General features: G+C 71.7%; 14 protein-coding genes. 8 read left to right on the top strand and 6 right to left on the bottom strand.

The window, feature by feature from the left end:
• The first annotated feature begins 22 nt into the window (after positions 1-22).
• Together EKG83_RS29080 and EKG83_RS50040 are read left to right on the top strand one after the other, a co-directional pair.
• Positions 23-763, top strand: a complete 741-nt coding sequence (locus tag EKG83_RS29080; RefSeq protein WP_033433810.1) for an erythromycin esterase family protein — start codon at positions 23-25, stop codon at positions 761-763.
• A 151-nt stretch (positions 764-914) separates the two neighbouring features.
• Positions 915-1,628: a hypothetical protein gene (locus tag EKG83_RS50040; protein ID WP_051766563.1), complete on the top strand. Its 714-nt coding sequence runs from the start codon at positions 915-917 to the stop codon at positions 1,626-1,628.
• On the opposite strand, the gene EKG83_RS29095 is transcribed toward EKG83_RS50040, so the two are convergent.
• The 6 genes from EKG83_RS29095 to EKG83_RS48425 form a co-directional block, all read right to left on the bottom strand.
• On the bottom strand, positions 1,593-2,186 hold the full coding sequence (locus tag EKG83_RS29095; RefSeq protein WP_051766562.1) for a hypothetical protein: 594 nt from the start codon (positions 2,184-2,186) through the stop codon (positions 1,593-1,595). The genes EKG83_RS50040 and EKG83_RS29095 overlap by 36 nt on opposite strands.
• 12 nt (positions 2,187-2,198) lie before the next feature.
• Entirely contained in the window at positions 2,199-3,812 is a 1,614-nt protein-coding gene (locus tag EKG83_RS29100) for an ABC transporter substrate-binding protein (RefSeq protein WP_153278523.1), read from the bottom strand.
• A gap of 23 nt (positions 3,813-3,835) precedes the next feature.
• The gene (locus tag EKG83_RS47115; protein WP_063741428.1) at positions 3,836-5,650 is read right to left on the bottom strand and encodes a cellulose binding domain-containing protein; all 1,815 of its coding nucleotides are present in this window, start codon (positions 5,648-5,650) and stop codon (positions 3,836-3,838) included.
• 850 nt (positions 5,651-6,500) lie between these two features.
• A complete protein-coding gene (locus EKG83_RS29110; RefSeq protein WP_051766593.1) occupies positions 6,501-7,559 on the bottom strand; it encodes a LacI family DNA-binding transcriptional regulator in 1,059 nt (352 codons plus the stop codon).
• Positions 7,560-7,787: 228 nt separating this feature from the next.
• Positions 7,788-8,432: a class I SAM-dependent methyltransferase gene (locus EKG83_RS29115; RefSeq protein WP_033433806.1), complete on the bottom strand. Its 645-nt coding sequence runs from the start codon at positions 8,430-8,432 to the stop codon at positions 7,788-7,790.
• A gap of 173 nt (positions 8,433-8,605) precedes the next feature.
• A complete protein-coding gene (locus EKG83_RS48425) occupies positions 8,606-10,012 on the bottom strand; it encodes an RICIN domain-containing protein (RefSeq protein WP_084716888.1) in 1,407 nt (468 codons plus the stop codon).
• A 559-nt stretch (positions 10,013-10,571) separates the two neighbouring features.
• On the opposite strand from EKG83_RS48425, the gene EKG83_RS29125 reads away from it, so the two are divergent.
• From EKG83_RS29125 to EKG83_RS29150, 6 genes are all read left to right on the top strand, one after another.
• The gene (locus tag EKG83_RS29125; RefSeq protein ID WP_228122262.1) at positions 10,572-12,890 is read left to right on the top strand and encodes a ricin-type beta-trefoil lectin domain protein; all 2,319 of its coding nucleotides are present in this window, start codon (positions 10,572-10,574) and stop codon (positions 12,888-12,890) included.
• A complete protein-coding gene (locus EKG83_RS29130) occupies positions 12,887-14,485 on the top strand; it encodes an RICIN domain-containing protein (RefSeq protein ID WP_033433804.1) in 1,599 nt (532 codons plus the stop codon). Before EKG83_RS29125 ends, EKG83_RS29130 begins: the two co-directional genes overlap by 4 nt.
• A gap of 137 nt (positions 14,486-14,622) precedes the next feature.
• Positions 14,623-16,104, top strand: a complete 1,482-nt coding sequence (locus tag EKG83_RS29135; RefSeq protein WP_033433803.1) for an RICIN domain-containing protein — start codon at positions 14,623-14,625, stop codon at positions 16,102-16,104.
• A gap of 139 nt (positions 16,105-16,243) precedes the next feature.
• The gene (locus EKG83_RS29140; RefSeq protein ID WP_051766561.1) at positions 16,244-16,696 is read left to right on the top strand and encodes a MarR family winged helix-turn-helix transcriptional regulator; all 453 of its coding nucleotides are present in this window, start codon (positions 16,244-16,246) and stop codon (positions 16,694-16,696) included.
• Between the two features lie 48 nt (positions 16,697-16,744).
• On the top strand, positions 16,745-18,346 hold the full coding sequence (locus EKG83_RS29145) for an MFS transporter (protein ID WP_211269201.1): 1,602 nt from the start codon (positions 16,745-16,747) through the stop codon (positions 18,344-18,346).
• 105 nt (positions 18,347-18,451) lie between these two features.
• Positions 18,452-19,468, top strand: coding sequence for a LacI family DNA-binding transcriptional regulator (locus tag EKG83_RS29150; protein ID WP_033433802.1), 1,017 nt, complete (start codon positions 18,452-18,454; stop codon positions 19,466-19,468).
• Positions 19,469-19,527 lie beyond the last annotated feature (59 nt).

Below are 19,527 nucleotides of genomic sequence, written 5' to 3' on the forward strand. Positions count from 1 at the left end.
ACTCCCGGATCGAGCCGTCGGCATGTCAGTCCCGTCCCCCGGCAGCCCGTTCACCGACCGGCTGCGCGACATCATCGGCGACGCGCGCGTCGTCGCGACCGGCGAGCACTCCCACTTCATCGACGAGTTCGACTCGCTGCGCCGGCGGGTCCCGCGGTTCCTGGTCGAGCGCCGCGGGTTCACCGCGCCGGCGTTCGAGTACGGCTTCGCCGGAGGACTCCCCCTCGACGCGTGGGTGCGGGGCGAGGGCGCCGACATCCCGGCGGCAGGCGGCTCCCCGCGCTCGCCCCGGTCGCCGCCTACCTGCGCCGGGTCGACCCGGAGGTGCTGCCGGTGGTCGAGGCGGCGACGCGGATCGCCGAGTCCGGCGACCGGTACGACCACGACGTCGCCTCGCGCTGCCTGGAAGCCGCTTGCCAGGGCGACTACGGACGCCCTGGGCGACGACTACTTCGCCCTCGGCCTGACGAGCACCACCGGGCGGACCGCGGAGATGCGCCGCGACGGGGGAACGCCTTTCGGCTTCGCCATCGACGGCACCCCGCCGGGGCCGCCCGAGCCGGGCAGCGTCGAAGCCGCCTTCGCCGACGCGGGGCTCGGACTCCACATCGCCGACCTGCGCCGGGCACGACGGGAACTCGCCGGCGCCGGCCCCGACCGCATCCGGATGCAGAGCACCTACCTGCACACCCCGGTCCTCGACGCGTTCGACGGCATCCTCAACACCCCGACCTCCACCATCGCCGGCGACCTCGGCGGGTAACGCGTACCCGAAGTCGGTGCGGCATCGTGACCGCCCGCCCGGCGGAACCGCCGAGCAGCGCCGCACCGGCGTCCGACGATCTCCGGGGCGAGGGGCAGGAGGGCTGTCCCCGGACCGAGGCCCCGAGAGGGCGGAGGCTCCGGTCATCCAGGTGGACGGCCTCTACCGGTGGCGCCACCCCATCACCCCGACGCGTCCCGGTGATGTCGCGTTCCGGATCCGGGCGTGGTTCGACCAGGTCGCGGAGCCGCTGCCGAGCGAGGTGCGCACGCCGCACGTCGGGACGCCGGCCGAGCCGACCCCGGTGAGCTGCCCGTGCCGCTTGAACTCCTGCCACCTCCCACCGCAGGACGTCGACCGGTTGCCGGTGGAGCCGGGGCAGCGGTTCTCCGTCGACCGGCCGGGCCGGATCTCCGGTCTAGTGTTCACGCGCGGCGCCTACCAGGGTGCCGTCACGGCCCGGCGGTCGGCGGGCACCCTCCCGTCAGCCGGTGGCGCAGGGTTGTCCGTTGAGGCTGTAGGCGGCGGGTTTGGCGGTGTTGCCGGTGTGGGTGGCCTGGTGGCCGATGCCGACCGGCGCGCCGGGGGCGATGGTGGCGTTGTAGGCGGTGTTGCGCGCGGTGACCTGCCCGCCCAGCCGCTGACCGGCGCGGTGCCCGTGTTGGTGATGGCGAGGTCGGCGGTCAGGCCGGTGTTCCAGGCGTTGACGGTGACCGCGACCCGGCACGTCCCACCCGGCCGGGGGTCGCTCGTGGTGGTGGGCCGGGTGTCCTGGAACTGGGTGAAGGACCTCCACACCTCGGCCGGGACCCACGTCCTGGTGCCGCTGTCACCGCCGGCGCCGTCCTGCGGCGCGGCGATGTGACCGCCGTCGAAGGCCGCCCACACGCCCGGGTAGGCGACGCATGGCACCGCCGTAGCTGAAGCCCACGGCGAAGCGCTGCGCGGTGTCCACGCACAGGGCCCCGTCGAGTTGCCCGACCAGGTCGTCGACGAAGGCGGTGCCCTCGCCGCCGTTGTCGGCCCAGCCGTTGTCGATGCCCTGGGGCGCGACGAAGATGGTGCTGTCGTCGGCCAACCGCGGCAGGCCGTAGCAGGACCACACGTCCCGCTGCACGGCCTGGCCGGTCGCCACGTCGGTGGTGGTGCCGCCCCACCAGTGGAAGCCGAACACCACCCGGTAGGGGCGGTTCCGGTCGTAGTCGTCGGGCAGCCGCAGGAGGTAGCCGCGGCTCTTGCCGCCGCTCCGGATCGTGTGGGTGCCGCTGGTCGGCGTCGGCGACCTGCCGCACCCGGCGCTCACCGCGGTGGTGCCCGCGTCGCCGGGCGTCGCGGCGAGGCCGCCGCTCAGCGCCGTGCCGCCGGTGGCCGGGACGGGGGTGATCGCGGCGAGGACGGGGCCGAGCGGGGGCCCGCGCTCCACAATGGTCCCTCCTCAGCCGTTCTTCCGCTGGTAGCGCTGGTGTGCGTTGTTGACCAGGTCCATGTACTGGTTCATGCCCTTGGCCTCCAGCTCCTTGACGTAGGCGTCCCATTCGGACAGGGGGCGCCGGCCGAGGATGAACTGGAGCGTGCCCTGGGTGGCGGCGTCCTTGAGCGGGGTCTCCCACAGGGTGGCCTGCTCGCGCTCGTCCGCGGTGAACGGGTGCGGCGGGGGCAGCGGGGTGACCGCCTTCCGCTTCATCGCCTGCTGGAAGGAGATCTCCTCGTCGGTGAACGTCGACTCCAGGAGGTCCGTGGTGCCGCCGTAGGCGAACACGCCGCCGTGGAAGCCGTAGTCCTTCTGGAGGTGCTGCGGCGCGCCGGTGTTCAGGCCCGCGAACGTGATCCCGGGTTTGAGGGTGCGCTTGCCCGAGGCGTCCTTGTCGTAGGTCGTGCCGGCCACGCCCCACTTGGCGAACTCCTGGCCCTCGTCGGAGTACCAGAGCCAGTCGACGAACTGCACCATCGCCACGAACTTGTCGCTCTCCAGCGCCTTGGCCGAGATCATCAGGCCGTTCTCCAGCCGGGAGATCGCGATGACCCCGCCCGCCGGACCGGCCGGCACGGTGATCTTGGCGATGGTCGCGCCGGGGATGTTCCTCAGCGCCGGGCGGTAGTCGTTGACCAGGTTCTGGGCGTTGGTGCTGATCGCGTAGGACTTGCCGTTGGCCAGCTTCTGGATGGCCGGCTCGTCCTTCTGCGTGAAGCTCTCCGGGTCCATCAGGCCCTCGGCGACGAGCTCGTGGAAGTACTCGACGAGCTGCTTCTGCTCCGGCGAGGAACCGGTGAAGACGAACCTGCCCTCGTCGGGCCGCCACTGCGTGTTCCGGTACTCCCACCCGGCGTGGGTGCCGAACGCCTGCGCGGCGTAGTTGAGGATGCTCTTGCCCTCGAAGCGGTCGGACAGCGGGTAGCCGTCCGGGTGCGCGGCCTTGATCGCCTTGAGGACGTCGTGGACCTCGTCCCAGGTCTCGGGCTCCGCCAGGCCCAGGCGCCGGAGTTCATCGGTGCGGAAGGCCAGCGTGTAGTCCGGCCACACCTCCTCGTGCACGCCCGGCAGCAGGTAGAACTTGCCGTCCTCCTGGCGCAGGGTGTTCAGCTCGGGCTGGAGCTTCCACTTCTCGATCTTGTCCTTGAAGTTCGGCATCAGGTCGAGGTAGTCGCTCACCGGCACGATCGCGCCCGAGGCCACGAACGCCTGCTCCTGACCCGGGTAGGTCTTGGAGATGATCCACGGCGCGTCGCCCGCGCCGACCACCAGGCTGCGCTTCTGCTCGTAGTCGCTCATCGGCACGACCGTCGGCTTGAGCGTGACGTTCGTGCGCTCCTTCAGCTCCTTCCAGAACAGCCAGTCGTCCTTGATCGGGTAGTTCGGGTGGTCGCTGTACAGCAGGCTGAACTCGACCGGCTCGGACGCCTTGAACTGCTGCCCGGCCCGGTAGTCGGCCATCGCGGCGACCTTCTTGCCGTCCAGGTCGACGGCTCCGCCCGTCCCGTCGTCACCGCACGCCGTCGCCCCCAGTGCCAGGCCGGTCGCGGCCAGTGCGAGGAGCGCTTGCTTCCTCATCGTGCTGTCACCTCACTCGGCTGCTACGAGGTGGTGCAGGTCAGTACCGGTGCCGGGTCCGGCGAGCCGGTCGCGGTGAACCCGAAGGTGGCGCTCGCCCCGGGGGCCAGCGCGCCGTTGTAGTCGGCGTTGGTGACGGTGGCCGTGCCGCCGCTGCTGGTCAGGTTGCCGTTCCAGAGCTGGCTGATGGCCTGCCCGCCGGTCGGCGTCCAGGACACCCGCCAGCCGCGGGTGGTCGCCGAGCCGGTGTTGGCCACGGTCACGTCGGCCTGGAAGCCGCCCTGCCAGCTGTTGGTCACCTTGTAGGCGGCGGTGCAGCCGTCGGGCTGCGGGGTCGACGTGGTCGTGGTGGTCGTGGTCGTGGTCGTGGTGGTCGTGGTCGTGGTGGTCGTGGTCGTGGTGGTCGTGGTGGTCGTGGTCGTGGTGCTGCCTCCGCCGGTGATGCGGTAGGTGACCAGGGAGCGGGCCGGGACCGTGGCGGTGAAGGCGCCGCCGTTGACGCCGATGGTCCCCTGGGCGGCCATGCTGCTGCCGTTGTTGGTCACGTACGGGGTGGCCGTGCCCGTGGTGATGCCCGCGTTGCGCAGGCTGAACGAGGTGGACTGGGCGCCGGTGCCCGCGTTGAGCGCGACGACGACCACCGAGCCGTCGGTGTTGCGGTAGGCGGACAGCTTGAGGTTGGTGTCCGGGGTGCTCGCGCCGATGCGGTGGGCACCGGGCCGGATGTAGCGGCTGTACTGGGCCATCGCCCACAGGCGCTTGGAGACGCTGAAGCCGGTGCCGTTGCTCTGGATGAAGGCGCGCGTGTTGTTGGCCGACACCGCGTACCAGTAGACGTAGGCGTTGACGTTGGCCGAGGTCAGGGCGGTGTGGATGGAGTTGGCGACGGTGAAGCCGTCGATGCCGCTGCCGTCGTCCCAGTTGGTGTTCCAGGAACTGGAGCTGCCGCCGGGCGACCACTCCGACATCCAGGTGCGCTTGCCGCCGACGGACAGCGGCGAGGTGGGCGCGCTGCTGTAGTGGTGGCCCGTGTGGGTGGTGATGTACCCGCTGGCCTGCGAGTCGGCCGTGATCGCCGAGGCGTACGAGCGCTGGTCGTTCCAGCCGACCGGGTCGCAGCACGCGAGCTTGAGCCCGGCCTGGGCCGCGAGCGGGCCGATGACCCTGGTGAACTCGGCGGCCTGGGCGGGGGTGAAGCGCATCGAGGAGTAGTCGGTGGTGTAGTTGGGTTCGTTGGTGAACCCGAGGTCGGTGATCGGGATGCCCTCCTGGGCGTAGTACTTGGTGTACTGGATGAGGTAGTCGGCGTAGGCGCGGCGCCAGTCGCCGGAGGCGCAGGTGGCGCCCTGGAGGCCGCAGAGCGTGCCGCCGTTGTTCTCGGTGCCGTTGGTCTTCATGTAGCCGGGCGCGCTCCAGGCGTTGGCGTAGAAGCGGTCGACGCCGTAGGACTGGGCCTTCTTGGACAGCCACACCTGGCCGTCGTCGTCGCCGTTCCACACGTAGCGGGGCGCGGCGTTGGGCCCGCCGGGGTTGGTGGGCTGGATGGAGCTGCCGGTGGAGCTGATGCCGTTGCGCAGGATGCTCAGGCCCGCGCCGGTCTGCCGGTTGAAGATCAGGTCCAGGACCTGCTGCTGGTTGGCGGCGGACAGCGAGCGGATCAGGCTCGTGCGGCCGAACGCCTGGGAGAAGCCGAAGCCGTCGATGGGCTGGAGGACGGTGCCCCCGTCGACGGTGGCGGTCGTCGCGGCGCTCGCCTGGCTCTGGCCCAGGGCGAGGGCGGAGGCGACGCCGACCGCGGCGAGCACCGCCGCCGACCAGCGCCTGGCGGTACGGGACATGGTGGTTCCCTTCCTCGGGGAGCGGGGTCCGGGACCGGTCCGGCGGGCGGGCTCGGACCGGTCCCGGGGCTCGGCGGGCGGGGTCGATCGCGCCGCCCGCGGTGGAGGCGACCCGCGCGCCGAAGAACGCCACCGGGCGGGTGGAGCCGTTGTCGCCGGGCAGGGCGCCGTCGTGGACGTGCCGCACGAACCGGTCGGGCGGGGTGGACGACTTCAGCCGCACCCGGTTCGGCGGGCCCGGCCGGTTGACCACGGCGTCGCACCCGGCGTCGACCGGGCCGCACGGGTCGGTCTTGACGGGCAGCCGGTGTTCGGCGCGGCGGAGGCGGTGCGCGGCGGGGCCGCGAGGCCGGTCGCGCCGATCGCGGAGACCGGGGCGCCACGGGTGGACGACCGTCGGCTGGGAGCCATGCTGCGTGGTCCTTCGTGGTCAGGGGGTGGGAACTCGCGGGTGGTCACCGTGCCGCCGGGGGCACCGCGACCGCCGCTGCGGCCCCGGGTCGCCGGGAGGGGAGACGGCGGTCCCGACCGCGACCGGGGCGACCCCTCGGTTCCGCGGGGCCCGGTGTTCGGAAATCTACGAGCGCCACCAGGCGGTGTCAATCAAACATGTGAGCGTTAACTTTTTGCAGCGCGGCAAAGGCGGTGCTGTCGAATAATTCGACAGTCCGGCCCGACCAGCTAAAACGTGCTAAAGACCCCAACTTGCGCCGTTCGGAGCAGTCAATTTGATCGATGGGGCCATTCGTCTTGTGAACGCAAACATATGCCGGTGACAATGATCGGACCGGACCGGTGTGCGGCTTCTCCCCCACTTGCGCGGTATGCGCCCGCGGTTGTCGGCGCGCCGTCAGGTCGCCTCGACGGTGCGCACCGAACCGCCGTACACGGTGGGCATCGCGACCCTGTGGACGGTCGCCGGTCCGTTGCCCCGGGTCCGCCGCCGGGTGAGGTCCAGCAGCAGTTCCACCGCCGTGGAGCCGAGCTGGTAGTGGGGCAGGGCCACGGTCGTGAGCCGGGGGTGCATCCAGGACGCGATGGACTGGTTGTCGATGCCCACCACGGAGACGTCGTCCGGCACGGACAGGCCCGCCTCACCCAGTGCCCGGTACGCGCCGAACGCCAGCCGGTCGCTGAAGCAGAGCAGGGCTTTCGGGCGGTGGTGCGCCAGGAGTGCGCGGGTGGCCCGGTAGCCGTCCTCCGGCATCCACTTCAGGCACGGGTGGACGCCCACCACCTCGACGCCCGCCTCGCGGAACGCCTCGCACGCACCGGTGAGGCGTTCCACGGCGGCCGGGTAGTTGCGCGGGATGTCGTTGGGCGTGGGGCCCGTGCCGATCAGGTGGATGCCGTCCCGGTGCCCGGCGTCGACCAGCACCCGCGCGGCGGCCCGCCCCGCCTCGACGTCGTCGGGCAGCACGGCGTTCACCGGTGCGCGGCCGATCGGCAGCACGTTGAGCAGCACGAACGGGGCCGCGTTCAGGACTTCGGGCAGCAGGACCCGCCTCGGGTAGCCGGTGGCGAAGACGATGCCGCCGACCTGGCGGTCGTGCATGGAGGTGACCAGGGTCCGCTCCAGGTCCGGGTCGCCGCCGCTCTCGCCGACGAACAGCACGAACCCGTGCCGGTGGGCCGCCTCGACCGCGCCCCTGATCAGGTCGCCGGGGATCTCGGACGAGGCGACGGCGTCGGACACGAAGCCCATGGCCGGGGGACCCCCGGCGCGCGAGCCGGCCGGCAGCGTCCGGCGCCGGTACCCCAGCTCCTCGGCGGTGGCCCGCACCCGGCGCTCCACCCGCGCCGAGATGCGCAGCTCCTTCGCCCGACCGGACAGGACCAGCGACACCGTGGCCACCGAGACGCCGCTCGCGGCGGCCACGTCGGCCAACGTCACACGCGGTCGCGTCACTTCGAACCTGCCCTCCGGCACAGCAGGATAGCCCGAAGCGCGCACGACCGGCACCCGGTCGCCGGCGTGACGGAGGACCCCGCGGTCACGGCGGCAGCGGCCGCGGTCGAGCCCTTGTCGCGGTCGTCGTTCGCCGGGTCCTTCGCCGGCGAACCGCACCGGCAACCCGGACACGCCGTCCAGCATGTGCACGGGCACAGGTGGCCACCTGTGCCCGGTGCGGCGCGGTCAGCGCCTGGTGAGCAGGAACCCGTGCTCGGTCAGGTAGTCCAGGCCGAACTTCTCGACCATCCGGTGCTCCGGCTTGGGCTCGTCGTGCAGGTGCTCGATGTCGAACGCGTCGAGGTAGTAGCCCGCCACGTCGTCGGGCCCGACGGCGAACGGCGGCTCGGGCAGGACCGGCCGGTACTCCAGCGTGTTGAGGAAGTACCGGGACCCCGGCCTGGTCAGCTCGACGATCTTGGCGGTGTAGCGCCGCCGCATCTGCTCGGGGAACGCGATCAGCGACGCCCGGTCGTAGACCAGGTCGATCGGCCCGAGGTCGGCGGCGGTCAGCTCGAACAGGTCCGCGCAGTGGATGACGACGTTCCCGCTGCGGAACACACCCGGCCGCTCCTCGACCACGTCGAGGCCGTTGTCGTCGAAGAACTCCCGCACCGCCCTGGGCACCAGCTCGACCCCCACGACCTCGGCGGCGTGCCCGGCGAGGAACAGCATGTCGAGCGTCTTCCCGCACAGCGGCACCAGCACCCGCGCGCCGCGCAGGTCCTCCCGCTCGGCCAGGGCCAGCGCGTGGGGGTGCACCCGGTTGAGGTGGAAGCTCGTCTTGGTACCGCCCAGTTCCCAAGACTCCACCCAGAATCCCGCTTCCACGGCCGCCCCCTCCTCGGAATGTGCCAGTCGAGGGATTACTCGCTCGATCCCGCACCCCGCGTTACGGCCGCGTCGATGTGACCGCCGTCACCGGCACGCGTCGGACTGCCGCGCGTGCCGGTGACGGCCGTTCCCCCTCGACGACCGGGGCGGCTCCCACGCCCCGGTCGCGATCAGAAGTTCTTCTTGGCCACCACCCAGGGCGCCCTCGACGCCAGCCCGGACGGTTCGAGGATGTAGTTGCGCGCCGTCTGGTTGCCGTTGAGGACCATGTCGAGGAACTGCACGAGCGTGGTCACGCCGTCGTTCATCTGGTAGCCGGTGATGAAGCCGCCGTGGCCGGCCTGGGGGTGTTCGGCCAGGACGGTGGGCACGGTGGTCAGGTTGTAGTTGGCCCGGGTGTTCTCGTAGGCGACGTCGGAGGAGCCGCCGTCCATGTAGAGCACCGGCGCGTGGAGCTTGGCCAGCTCGGAGCGCGAGTAGCCGAAGGAGCCGTCGGCGAAGAGCCCGCTGTTCAGCGAGACGGTGGCGTCGACCCGGCGGTCCTGGGCGGCGATGAGGGCTTCCAGGCCGCCGCACGAGTGGCCCGCGGTGGCCACCCTGGTCAGGTCCAGCCGCTGGGACAGCGCCGCGCCGGAGCGGTTCTGCTCGCGCTCGGCCCAGGTGATGGCGTCGGTCAGCAGCGAGGGGATGGGGGAACCGCTGGGCAGGCCGTTGGCCGAGCCGTTGACGGAGCCGATGTCCACCACGGCGAAGCCCTTCGACGCGACGGTGGTCAGCAGTTGGACGACCTCGCTGTTGTTGGTGTGCGCGCAGGCGCCGTTGCCGAAGGCGATGACCGGCAGGGGGCGGCCGAGGGCCTGCGGGTTGGTGGGGCGGAACACGGTGAAGCGGTTGTCGCCGTACGCGCCTTCACGGGTGACCGGGAAGCTGTTCTCGACCATGGGACGACCACCCGGCTGGGACGACGTCGTCGTGGTCGTGGTGGTCGTGGTCGTCGGGTTGGTCCCGCCGACCTGGACGAGCTGCCACTGCTGGTTGGCGCCGCCCCAGTCGCTGTACTGGACGATGTTGCCGCCGTCGTTGGTCGCCGCGCCCTGGACCTCGACCGCCTTGTTGCTGTTGCGGTTGACCAGGCGCACGTAGCCGCCGTCGGAGTCGGCCAGCCGGAACTGCTGGTTGTTGGTGTTGTTGTCGGTCCACTGCACGATCGAGCCGCCGTCGGCGGTGGAGTAGTTGTAGACGTCGAGCACCTTGCCCGACAGCCGGGACTTCACCCGGTAGTAGCCGCCGCCGGAGTCGACGAACTGCCACTGCTGGTTGTTGCCGTCGCTGCGGGTCCACTGGGTGATCCGCGCGCCGTCGTTGGTGGCGAAGTTGTAGACGTCCAGCGCTTTGCCGCTGTTGCGGTTGACCAGGACGTACCACGCGGTGGTGTCCACGGTCGCCGCCGACGCGGGCGCGGCGCCGAGCGCGACCACGAGCCCGCCGAGCAGCGCGGCGACGACGGCGACGACACCGGCCAGGCGGCGCCCGCGGACTGGTGGGACGGTGGTGGGCGGGTGGCCTGATCCGGCCATGGGCGTGCTCCTCTTCAACGACGACTACATCAGCGCGGCCAATGCGGGAACCGAAAACGGGCGCACGGACCGGGGCGCCACTGCCGCGGGCGCCAATCGCATTAATCAAACTGTGTAGGACGACCCCCGCGTGGTCAAGACGCGCCGAAACTATTTCGCGTGAATAACCGGACGAACCGGCCGCATTGTGGACTGCTAAACGTAACGTGAATTCCTTTAGCCGGGTGGCCGCCGACCTGTGGACGTGGACTCCACGGTGAACCGAACACCCGGCGTTACGATCAAACAAGCTCGCACATGCTGCTGCGGATATTGCCAGTGAACCCAACAAAGTGCTACACACTTCTACAGACGGCCGTGGTGGCAGTCCCCTACCGATGAGCAATCGGCCGTGTCCGGCACGGCCTTTTTCCGCTGCCCTCGTCCCAGAGCACGACCGCGCACCCCGACTGGATCAGAGAGGATCTGGTGAACGATGCACGCACGTCGAGCAAATGCCGGAAGGAGACTGCCCGCCTTAGCCCTGGCGGTCGTCCTGACGGCCGCGGGCGCAACGGCGGTGAACGCCCCGCCGGCACAGGCGGCCACCTCGATCGCGGTGAACGGCGGTGCCACCGGGAGGGTGTTCGACGGGGTCGGCGCGATCAGCGGCGGGGGCGGCAACTCCCGGCTGCTGGTCGACTACCCCGAGCCCCAGCGCTCGCAGGTCCTGGACTACCTGTTCAAACCCGGCTACGGCGCGGCGGTGCAGCTGCTGAAGCTGGAGATCGGCGGGGACGCCAACTCCACCGACGGCGCGGAACCGAGCCACCAGCACGTCCGCGGTGACGTCAACTGCAACGTCGGCTACGAGTTCTGGCTCGGCGAGCAGGCCGTGGCCCGGAACCCCGACATCAGGCTGATCGCCCTGCCGTGGGCCGCGCCGGGCTGGATCGGCGGCGGCAACTTCTGGTCCCAGGACATGATCGACTACGACATCTCCTGGCTGAACTGCGCCAAGCAGCACGGCCTGACCGTCCACTACATCGGCGGCTGGAACGAGCGCGGCCACAACAAGACCTGGTACCAGAACCTGCGCTCGGCGCTCAACGCCAACGGCTACGGCGCCGTGCAGATCGTCGGCGACGACAGCTTCGGCTGGTCCACCGCCGACGACATCCTCAACGACCAGGCGTTCCGGGCGGCCGTCGGGGTCGTCGGCGCCCACTACCCGTGCGGCTACCTGGGCGCCGCCACCTCGTGCCCGTCCAGCGCCAACGCCGTCGCCACCGGCAAACCGCTGTGGGCCAGCGAGTTCGGGTCGCAGGACCACGTCGCCGGCTCGGCGCCCTACATCCGCAGCATCACCCGCGGCTACCTCGACGGCCAGATGACCGGCTTCGTCAACTGGCCGCTGGTGGCCGCGCTCTACCCGAACCTGCCCTTCAGCACCGACGCCCTGGCGGTGGCGCCCTCGCCGTGGTCCGGCGCCTACCGGCTGGGCCGCAGCCTGTGGGCCAACGCCCAGGTCGCCCAGTTCACCCAGCCGGGCTGGCGGTTCCTGACCGGCTCGGCGAGCGGCTACCTCGGCGGCAACCGCAACAACGGCAGCTACATCTCCCTGAAGTCCACCAACAACACCGACTACTCGACGGTCTACGAGACCTCCACGGCGAGCGCCGCGCAGACCGTGGACGTCGCCGTGACCGGCGGCCTGAGCGGCGGCGCGGTGCACGTGTGGTCCACCGACCTGGGCTCCGCCAACCCCGCCGACTGGTTCGTCCGGCAGCCGGACGTCACGCCGACCGGGGGCCGGTACTCGCTCACCCTGCAACCGAACCGGATCTACTCGGTGACCACCACCACCGGCCAGGGCAGGGGGACGGCGACGAGCCCGGCGAGCGCGCCGCTCGCGCTGCCCTACTCGGACGACTTCGACGCGTACGCCTCCCGCACCCAGGCCAGGTACTTCTCCGACATGCAGGGCTCGTACGAGGTGCGCCCCTGCGCGGGCGGCCGGACCGGCCAGTGCCTGCAGCAGGTCACCCCGATTCGCCCGATCGAGTGGCAGGACGACAGCGACGCCTTCGGCCTGGTCGGCGACACGACCTGGAACAACTACAAGGTCAGCGTCGACGTCAACATGCAGCAGGCCGGCACCGTGACCCTGCTCGGCCGGGCGAACACCCAGCTGCGCCCGCAGGGGCACCAGGCGGCCTACCAGCTGCGGCTGGCCAACACCGGGGCCTGGGCGATCGCCAAGAGCACCACCTCCGGCACGCTGACCACCCTCGCCTCGGGCAGCCGGGGGCAGCTCGGGCTGAACACCTGGCACAACGCCTCGCTGAGCTTCTCGGGCACCCAGATCACCGCCGCCCTCGACGGCACCACCCTGGGCACGGTCACGGACGGCTCCTACGCCGCCGGGCAGGTCGGCCTCGGCGTGGTCGGCTACCAGACCAACATGTTCGACAACCTGTCGGTCACCGCGAACAACGGCGGCGGGGGCGGCACGGTCGGCGCGATCCGCGGGCAGGGGTCGGGTCGCTGCGTCGACGTGCCCAACCAGTCCCAGGCCAACGGCACCGTGACGGTGCTGTGGGACTGCAACGGCGGCGCCAACCAGAGCTGGACGCTGACCGCGGCCAAGCAGCTCGTGGTCTACGGCGGCAAGTGCCTGGACGTCGCCAACCGCGGCACGGCCGACGGCGCCGCGGTCGACATCTACGACTGCAACGGCGGCACCAACCAGCAGTGGACGGTCAACTCCGACGGCACGATCGTCGGCGTCGGTTCGAACAAGTGCCTCGACGCCACCGGCGGCGCCACCGCGAACGGGACGCCGCTGGAGATCTGGACCTGCAACGGCGGCTCGAACCAGAAGTGGAGCATGTCATGAACACCCCACCCCGGTGGCGGTCGGCGACGCGCGCGGTCCTGTCGGCGGTCGTGGTGGCCGCCGCGCTGACCGTCGCCGGACCGCAGGCCCCGCCCGCGCTGGCCCTGGAGAACGGTTTGGGCCGCACGCCGCAGCTCGGCTGGAACGACTGGAACAGCTTCGGCTGCAACGTCAACGAGACCCTGGTCCGGCAGACCGCCGACGTCATGGTCTCCAGCGGCATGGCCGCGGCCGGCTACCAGTACGTCAACATCGACGACTGCTGGTCGACCAGGCAGCGCGACTCCGCCGGCAACCTGGTGGCCGACCCGGTGAAGTTCCCCAGCGGCATCAAGGCGCTGGCCGACTACGTGCACGGCAAGGGCCTGAAGCTGGGCATCTACTCCTCGGCGGGCACGACGACCTGCGCGGGCTACCCGGCGTCGCTGGGCTACGAGCAGCGCGACGCGAACCTGTGGGCGTCGTGGGGCATCGACTACCTCAAGTACGACAACTGCGGCGACCACCAGGGCCGCAACGGCCAGCAGCGCTACAGCGCCATGCGCGACGCGCTGCTGGCCACCGGCAGGCCGATCTTCTACAGCCTGTGCAACTGGGGCCAGGAGAGCGTGTGGACCTGGGGCGCGCCGGTCGGCAACTCCTGGCGCACCACCGGTGACATCGCCGGCAACTGGAACTCGGTGATGGGCATCCTGGACGCCCAGGCCGCCCTGACCGCCTACGGCAAGCCCGGCGGCTGGAACGACCCGGACATGCTGGAGGTGGGCAACGGCCTGACCGACACCGAGTCCCGCGCCCACTTCAGCCTGTGGGCGCTGCTCAATGCGCCCCTGATCGCAGGCAACGACCTGCGCGGCATGAGCGCGACCACCCGCTCGATCCTGACCAACACCGACGTCATCGGGGTCAACCAGGACTGGGGCGGCCGCCAGGGCTACCGGCTGCGCGACGACGGCAACACCGAGGTCTGGGTCAAGCCCATGGCCAACGGCGCGCGGGCCGTGGTGCTGCTCAACCGCAACTCCGGCAGCACGACCATCTCCACCACCGCGACCCAGGTCGGCCTGGGCAGCGGCACGTCCTACAGCGTGAAGGACCTGTGGTCCAAGGCGACGAGCACCACCACCGGCACGATCAGCGCGTCGGTGCCCGGGCACGGGGCCGCGATGTTCCTCGTCTCCGGTGGCGGCACGCCGCCCCTCGAGGTCACCAGCGCGCTGCGCGGCACGGGCTCGAACCGGTGCCTGGACATCACCGGCGCGTCCCAGGTCGACGGCGCCCTGCTGGAGATCTGGGACTGCCACGGTGGCGCGAACCAGAGCTTCACCTCCACCTCCGCCGGTGAACTGCGCGTCTACGGCGGCACGAAGTGCCTCGACGTCTACGACCGGGGCACGGCCAACGGAACCGCGGTGGAGCTGTGGACCTGCAACGGCCAGGACAACCAGCAGTTCCGGCTCAACTCCGACGGGACCATCACCGCCGTCGGCGCCAACAAGTGCCTGACCGCCGCCGGCGGCGGCACCGCCAACGGCACCAAGGTGCAGATCTGGGACTGCACCGGTGCGAGCAGCCAGAAGTGGACCCGCGTCTGAGCCCGTCCCGACGGGTGCGCCCCGGTCACCCCCTGGTGGCCGGGGCACGCCGCGGCGCGTGCTCGACACCGCCGCGATCCGGTGCCCGGACCGGGCGGAGAGCCCGGCAGTCGTCGACGTTCCCGAGGAGATCAACGATGAACTCTTCACCCTCCCGCCGCGGGCGCCTCGCCCGGCGGTCGCTGACCGCCCTCGTGGCGACCGCGCTCACGGCGGCGGCGAGCCTCGTCGCCCTCGCCCCACCGGCCCTCGCCGCCACCAGCCAGTTCCGCGGCATGAACTGGGCCGTGCTGGGCGACAACTTCAGCACCGGCACGCTCGTCGTGCAGGGCCTGAACCAGTCCGACAGCAACGCGACGGTGCGGGCCAAGGCCAACGCCCTCTACGACGACATGGCCGCCACCCTGGGCGTCAACACCGTCCGGCTGCCCGTCAACACCCACACCGTGGCCAACACGAGCTGGTGGAACGCCTACCGCGGCGCCATCGACGCCGCCACCGAGCGCGGGTTCAAGGTCATCCTCGCCTACTGGGAGGACGGCGCGGCCTCCGGCGGCCGGATCACCAACCTCGCCGCGTGGCACGCGATGTGGTCCAGCGTGATCAGCGCCTACGGCTCGAACGGCAACGTCTACTTCGAACCGATGAACGAGCCGCACGGCTACTCGTCGGCGGACTGGCGCAACGTCGCCGCGAACTGGCTCGGCCAGCACACGGCCGCGGCGCCGAGCCGGGTGCTGATCGGCGGCACGGGCTTCAGCCAGGACCTGCGGGACGTCTGCAACGACAGCCGCTTCAACTCGACGCTGCTGTCGTTCCACCACTACGCCTTCTTCTACAGCCCGATGACCTACGACGCCTTCCGCAGCCACATCCAGGAGCGACTGGGCAACTGCGCCTCCCGCGCGGTCGCGACCGAGTTCGGCGCGCCGATGTCCACCGGCTTGAACTACGGCGACGCGAACAGCACCGACAACTTCGTGCGCCACATCCGCGCCATGGCCCAGGTCATGCGGGACAACCGGATGGGCGGCACCTACTGGCCGGCGCTCGGCGGCAAGCCGGGCACCATCGGCTACGACTGGTACTCGATGTACGCGCTGAGCGGCAGCGGCACCAACCTCGACCTGACCGTCCGCAACGCCTCCGGCGCCGACCGGATCCGGTACGCCTGGGGCGACGGCTCCACGACCCCGCCGGGCACGTACTACCGGCTCGACGCGCGCCACAGCGGCAAGGCCATGGACGTCCAACAGCCGAACACCGACAATGGCGCGCGCGTCGGCCAGTACACCTACGGCGGCAACGCGTGGCAGCAGTGGCAGTTCGAGGACGCCGGCAGCGGCTACTGGCGCATCGTCAGCCGCCACAGCGGGAAGTGCCTCGACGTGGTGAGCGCGTCGACCGCCGACGGCGCCGAGCTGATCCAGTACACCTGCGGGACCGGCACCAACCAGCAGTTCCAGCTGGTCGCCGACGGCGGCTACTTCCAGCTCCGGGCGCGGCACAGCGGCAAGTGCGTGGACGTGCCCGCCGCGTCGACCGCGGACGGCGCGGTCCTCAAGCAGTACCCGTGCAACACCGGCACCAACCAGCAGTGGTCGCGCACCACCGTGTGACGGCGGCTGATCGGCGGCAGGCCCCCGGCGCCGAGCCAGTGCTCGGCGCCGGGGGCCGAGCCGTTCCCGGACCCGCTGTGCTCCACTTCACGGGATTGCTATAGCGCTATACCTATCGTTTTGTAGGTAACTTGTACGGGTGACCGACAGCCCCCCGCCCGGCGACCCGACCATCACCGAGTTCGCCGTGGTCCTCAACGACCTGCACCGCGTGCTCGACCGGCACATGGCGCGGGACTTCCCGCACCCGAAGCCGCCGGACAACCAGCTCGCGCTGCTGCGGCTGGTCGGGGCCCGGGACGGCATCACGGTCCGCGAGGCGGCGGAGAGCCTGCTGATGCAGCCCACCAACGTCAGCATGCTGGTCTCCCAGCTCGTCGCCTCCGGGGCGCTGACCCGCGTCCAGGACAGCGGGGACCGGCGGGTCGCGCACCTGCACGTCACCCCCGAGGCGCGCCGCCGGATCGACCAGTCCAACGCCGCGATGGGCAACGTCCTCGCCGAGGGGCTGCGCCGCATGGACCCGGACCAGGCCGCCGACGTCCTGCGGGCCGTCCCGGCGCTGGCCGCGCTGCTGGGCGCCCTGTCCTGACGCGCCCGCGTCGGTCACGACCGTGAACACCGTTCGAGAGGAACACCCGTGCACGACACCCCCGTCCTGACCGGCACACCCCCGGAGGCGGGTCCGGCGCCCGGTCGGCGAAGCCCGCGCACCAACCCGTGGTGGACCCTCGTGGCCGTCGCGTTCGGCCTGTTCATGGTCGGTCTCGACGGCAGCGTCGTGGCGATCGCCAACCCCTACATCGGGCAGGACCTCGACGCCTCGCTCCCCCAGCTCCAGTGGGTGACGAACTCCTACCTGCTGGCGCTGGCCGCCGCCCTGATCCTGGGCGGCAAGCTCGGCGACCGGTTCGGCAGGCGCACCTTCTTCCTGGTCGGCCTGGTGCTCTTCACGCTGTCCTCGGTGGCCATCGCCCTGGTCGGCTCCACCGCCGGCGTCATCGCTTTCCGGGCGGTGCAGGGACTCTCCGGCGCGCTGATGATGCCGAACACGCTCGGCCTGCTGCGCGCGGTCTTCCCGCCCCGGAAGTTCGGCGCCGCGGTGGGCATCTGGGCCGCCGTCTCCTCGGTCTCCACCGCCGCCGGCCCGATCGTCGGCGGCCTGCTGGTCGAGCACGTGGGCTGGGAGTCGGTCTTCCTGATCAACGCGCCCGTCGGCGCGATCGGCCTCGTCGTCGGCCTGCTCGTGCTCCCGCGGAGCAAGGACGGCACCGGGCACCACCGGTTCGACGTACCCGGCCTGGTGCTGCTCGCCCTGGGCATGATCGCGGTCGTCTACCCGGTCGTGCAGAGCGGGAGCTGGGGCTGGGGGTCGCCCCGGACGATCGGCCTGCTGGTCCTCGGGCTGGCGCTGCTGGCCGTCTTCGCCGTCGTGGAGTCCCGGACGGCGCACCCGCTGCTGCCGATGCGCCTGTTCCGCAACCCCTCGCTGAGCGTGGCCACCGCGGTCACCGTGGTGAACTTCTTCGTGCTGCTGGGCTCGATCTTCTTCCTCATGCTGTACCTGCAGAACGTCCGCGGGTACGGGCCGGTCGAGGCCGGGGTGCTCACCCTGCCGCTCAGCCTGGCGTCGATGGTCGCCAGCCCGCTGGGCGCGGCGCTCACCGACCGGTTCGGCCCGCGCTTCTCCCTCACCCTGGGCATGCTGCTCCAGGCCGGTGCCTCGTTCGGCCTGCTCGGCCTCGGCGTCGACTCCGGCTACGCCGCGATGTGGCCCTGCTTCGTCGCCCTGGGCCTCGGCGTGGGCATGGTCATGGCCGCGTCGTCGGAGGCCATCGTCGGCAACGCCCCGGTGCGCGACGGCGGCGTCGCCGGCGGCCTGCAGGCGACCGCGCTCCAGGTCGGCGGCGCGCTGGGCACCGCCGTGCTGGTGTCGGTGCTGGGCAGCCGGGTCGGGTCGACGCTGCACGACGCCCTGCTGGGCGCCGGGGTGCCCGCCCCGCTCGCCGACGGGCTGAGCGGGGCCCGGGACGCGGTCGCGCAGGGCGTGACCCCCGTGGTGCCGGGCGTCGCCCCGGAGGTGCAGGCGGCGGTCCACCAGGGCGCGGCCCAGGCGTTCGTGTCCGGCGCGCACACGGCCGTGCTGGTCACCGGTGGCCTGTGCCTGCTCGGGGCCGCCCTGTCGGCGGCGGTCGTGCGCCGGGGCCGCGGCACCGGCGGCGGCGCGCCCGCGGCGCACTGACCCACCGCGGACGGCCGGGCCCGTCGCCCTGGAGCGGGCGGCGGGCCCGGCCCCGTGCCCGAGTCAAGATCGGTCGCCGCCGCCCCCTCGCGTAGGCTGCCGGGCGTGGCTGTCGATGGGCGCGCGGGCGGTGAGGTGCGGGTTTCCCGGATCGCGGACCTCGCCGGGGTGTCCGCCTCGACCGTGTCGAAGGTGATCCACGGGCGGCCCGGCGTCTCCGACGGCACGCGCCGGCGGATCGAGGAGCTGATCCGCGAGCACGGCTTCCAGAAGAACGAGAAGTCCGAGGCGGTCCCGATCGTCGAGGTCGTCTTCCAGTCCCTGGACAGCCTGTGGGCCCTGGAGATCATCCGCGGCGTCGAGGAGGCGGTCCGCCCGCACGGCCTCGCCGTCACGCTCACCGAGATGCAGGGCGGCCACACCCCGGAGAGCGCGTGGGCGCGGCAGATGCTGGCCCGCCGCCCGGTCGGCGTCATCGCGGTGTCCGCCGAGTTCAGCGAGGCCCAGCTGGCCCAGCTCGGCAGCCGGGCCATCCCGCTGGTCGCGCTGGACCCCACCGGTGAGCCGACCCACGCGATCCCGTCGGTGGGCGCGACGAACTGGAACGGCGGCCTGGTCGCCACCCGGCACCTGGTCGGGCTCGGGCACCGCCGCATCGCCATGGTCAACGGCCCGTCGGAGTTCCTGTGCTGCCGGGCCCGCCTCGACGGCCACCGCGCCGCCCTCGACGCGGCCGGCGTGCCGCAGGACCGCAAGCTCGTGCGGACCGCGCCGCTCTACCACGACGGCGGTCGCGACGCCGCGCGCGAGCTGCTGCGCCTGCCCGACCGCCCCACCGCCGTGTTCGCCGCCAACGACCTCCAGGCCCTCGGCGTGTACGACGCCGCCCGCGAGGCGGGGCTGCGCGTGCCGCACGACCTGAGCGTGGTCGGCTTCGACGACCTGGCGTTCACCCAGTGGGCCGATCCCCCGCTGACCACCGTGCGGCAGCCGCTGCGGCGGATGGGCGCGGAGGCCGCCGGGATGCTGCTGACCCTGGCGGCGGGCGGTGAGCCGGACAACGACCGCGTCGAGCTGCCGACGAAGCTCGTCGTCCGGGGCAGCACCGCGCCGCCGCCGTGACCGGGGATCAGCCCGCACAGGCGTAGTCCACCGGCAGCACCGCACCGCCGCCGTGACCG

It is taken from the genome of Saccharothrix syringae (assembly GCF_009498035.1).
In the GTDB taxonomy this organism is placed as follows: Bacteria; Actinomycetota; Actinomycetes; order Mycobacteriales; family Pseudonocardiaceae; genus Actinosynnema; species Actinosynnema syringae.

Excerpts from the sequence above, each read along its gene's own strand:
- EKG83_RS47115 (WP_063741428.1), bottom strand. The coding sequence starts at position 5,650 with ATGTCCCGTACCGCCAGGCGCTGGTCGGCGGCGGTGCTCGCCGCGGTC.
- EKG83_RS29100 (WP_153278523.1), bottom strand. The coding sequence starts at position 3,812 with ATGAGGAAGCAAGCGCTCCTCGCACTGGCCGCGACCGGCCTGGCACTG.
- EKG83_RS48425 (WP_084716888.1), bottom strand. The coding sequence starts at position 10,012 with ATGGCCGGATCAGGCCACCCGCCCACCACCGTCCCACCAGTCCGCGGG.
- EKG83_RS29130 (WP_033433804.1), top strand. The coding sequence starts at position 12,887 with ATGAACACCCCACCCCGGTGGCGGTCGGCGACGCGCGCGGTCCTGTCG.
- EKG83_RS29135 (WP_033433803.1), top strand. The coding sequence starts at position 14,623 with ATGAACTCTTCACCCTCCCGCCGCGGGCGCCTCGCCCGGCGGTCGCTG.
- EKG83_RS29080 (WP_033433810.1), top strand. The coding sequence starts at position 23 with ATGTCAGTCCCGTCCCCCGGCAGCCCGTTCACCGACCGGCTGCGCGAC.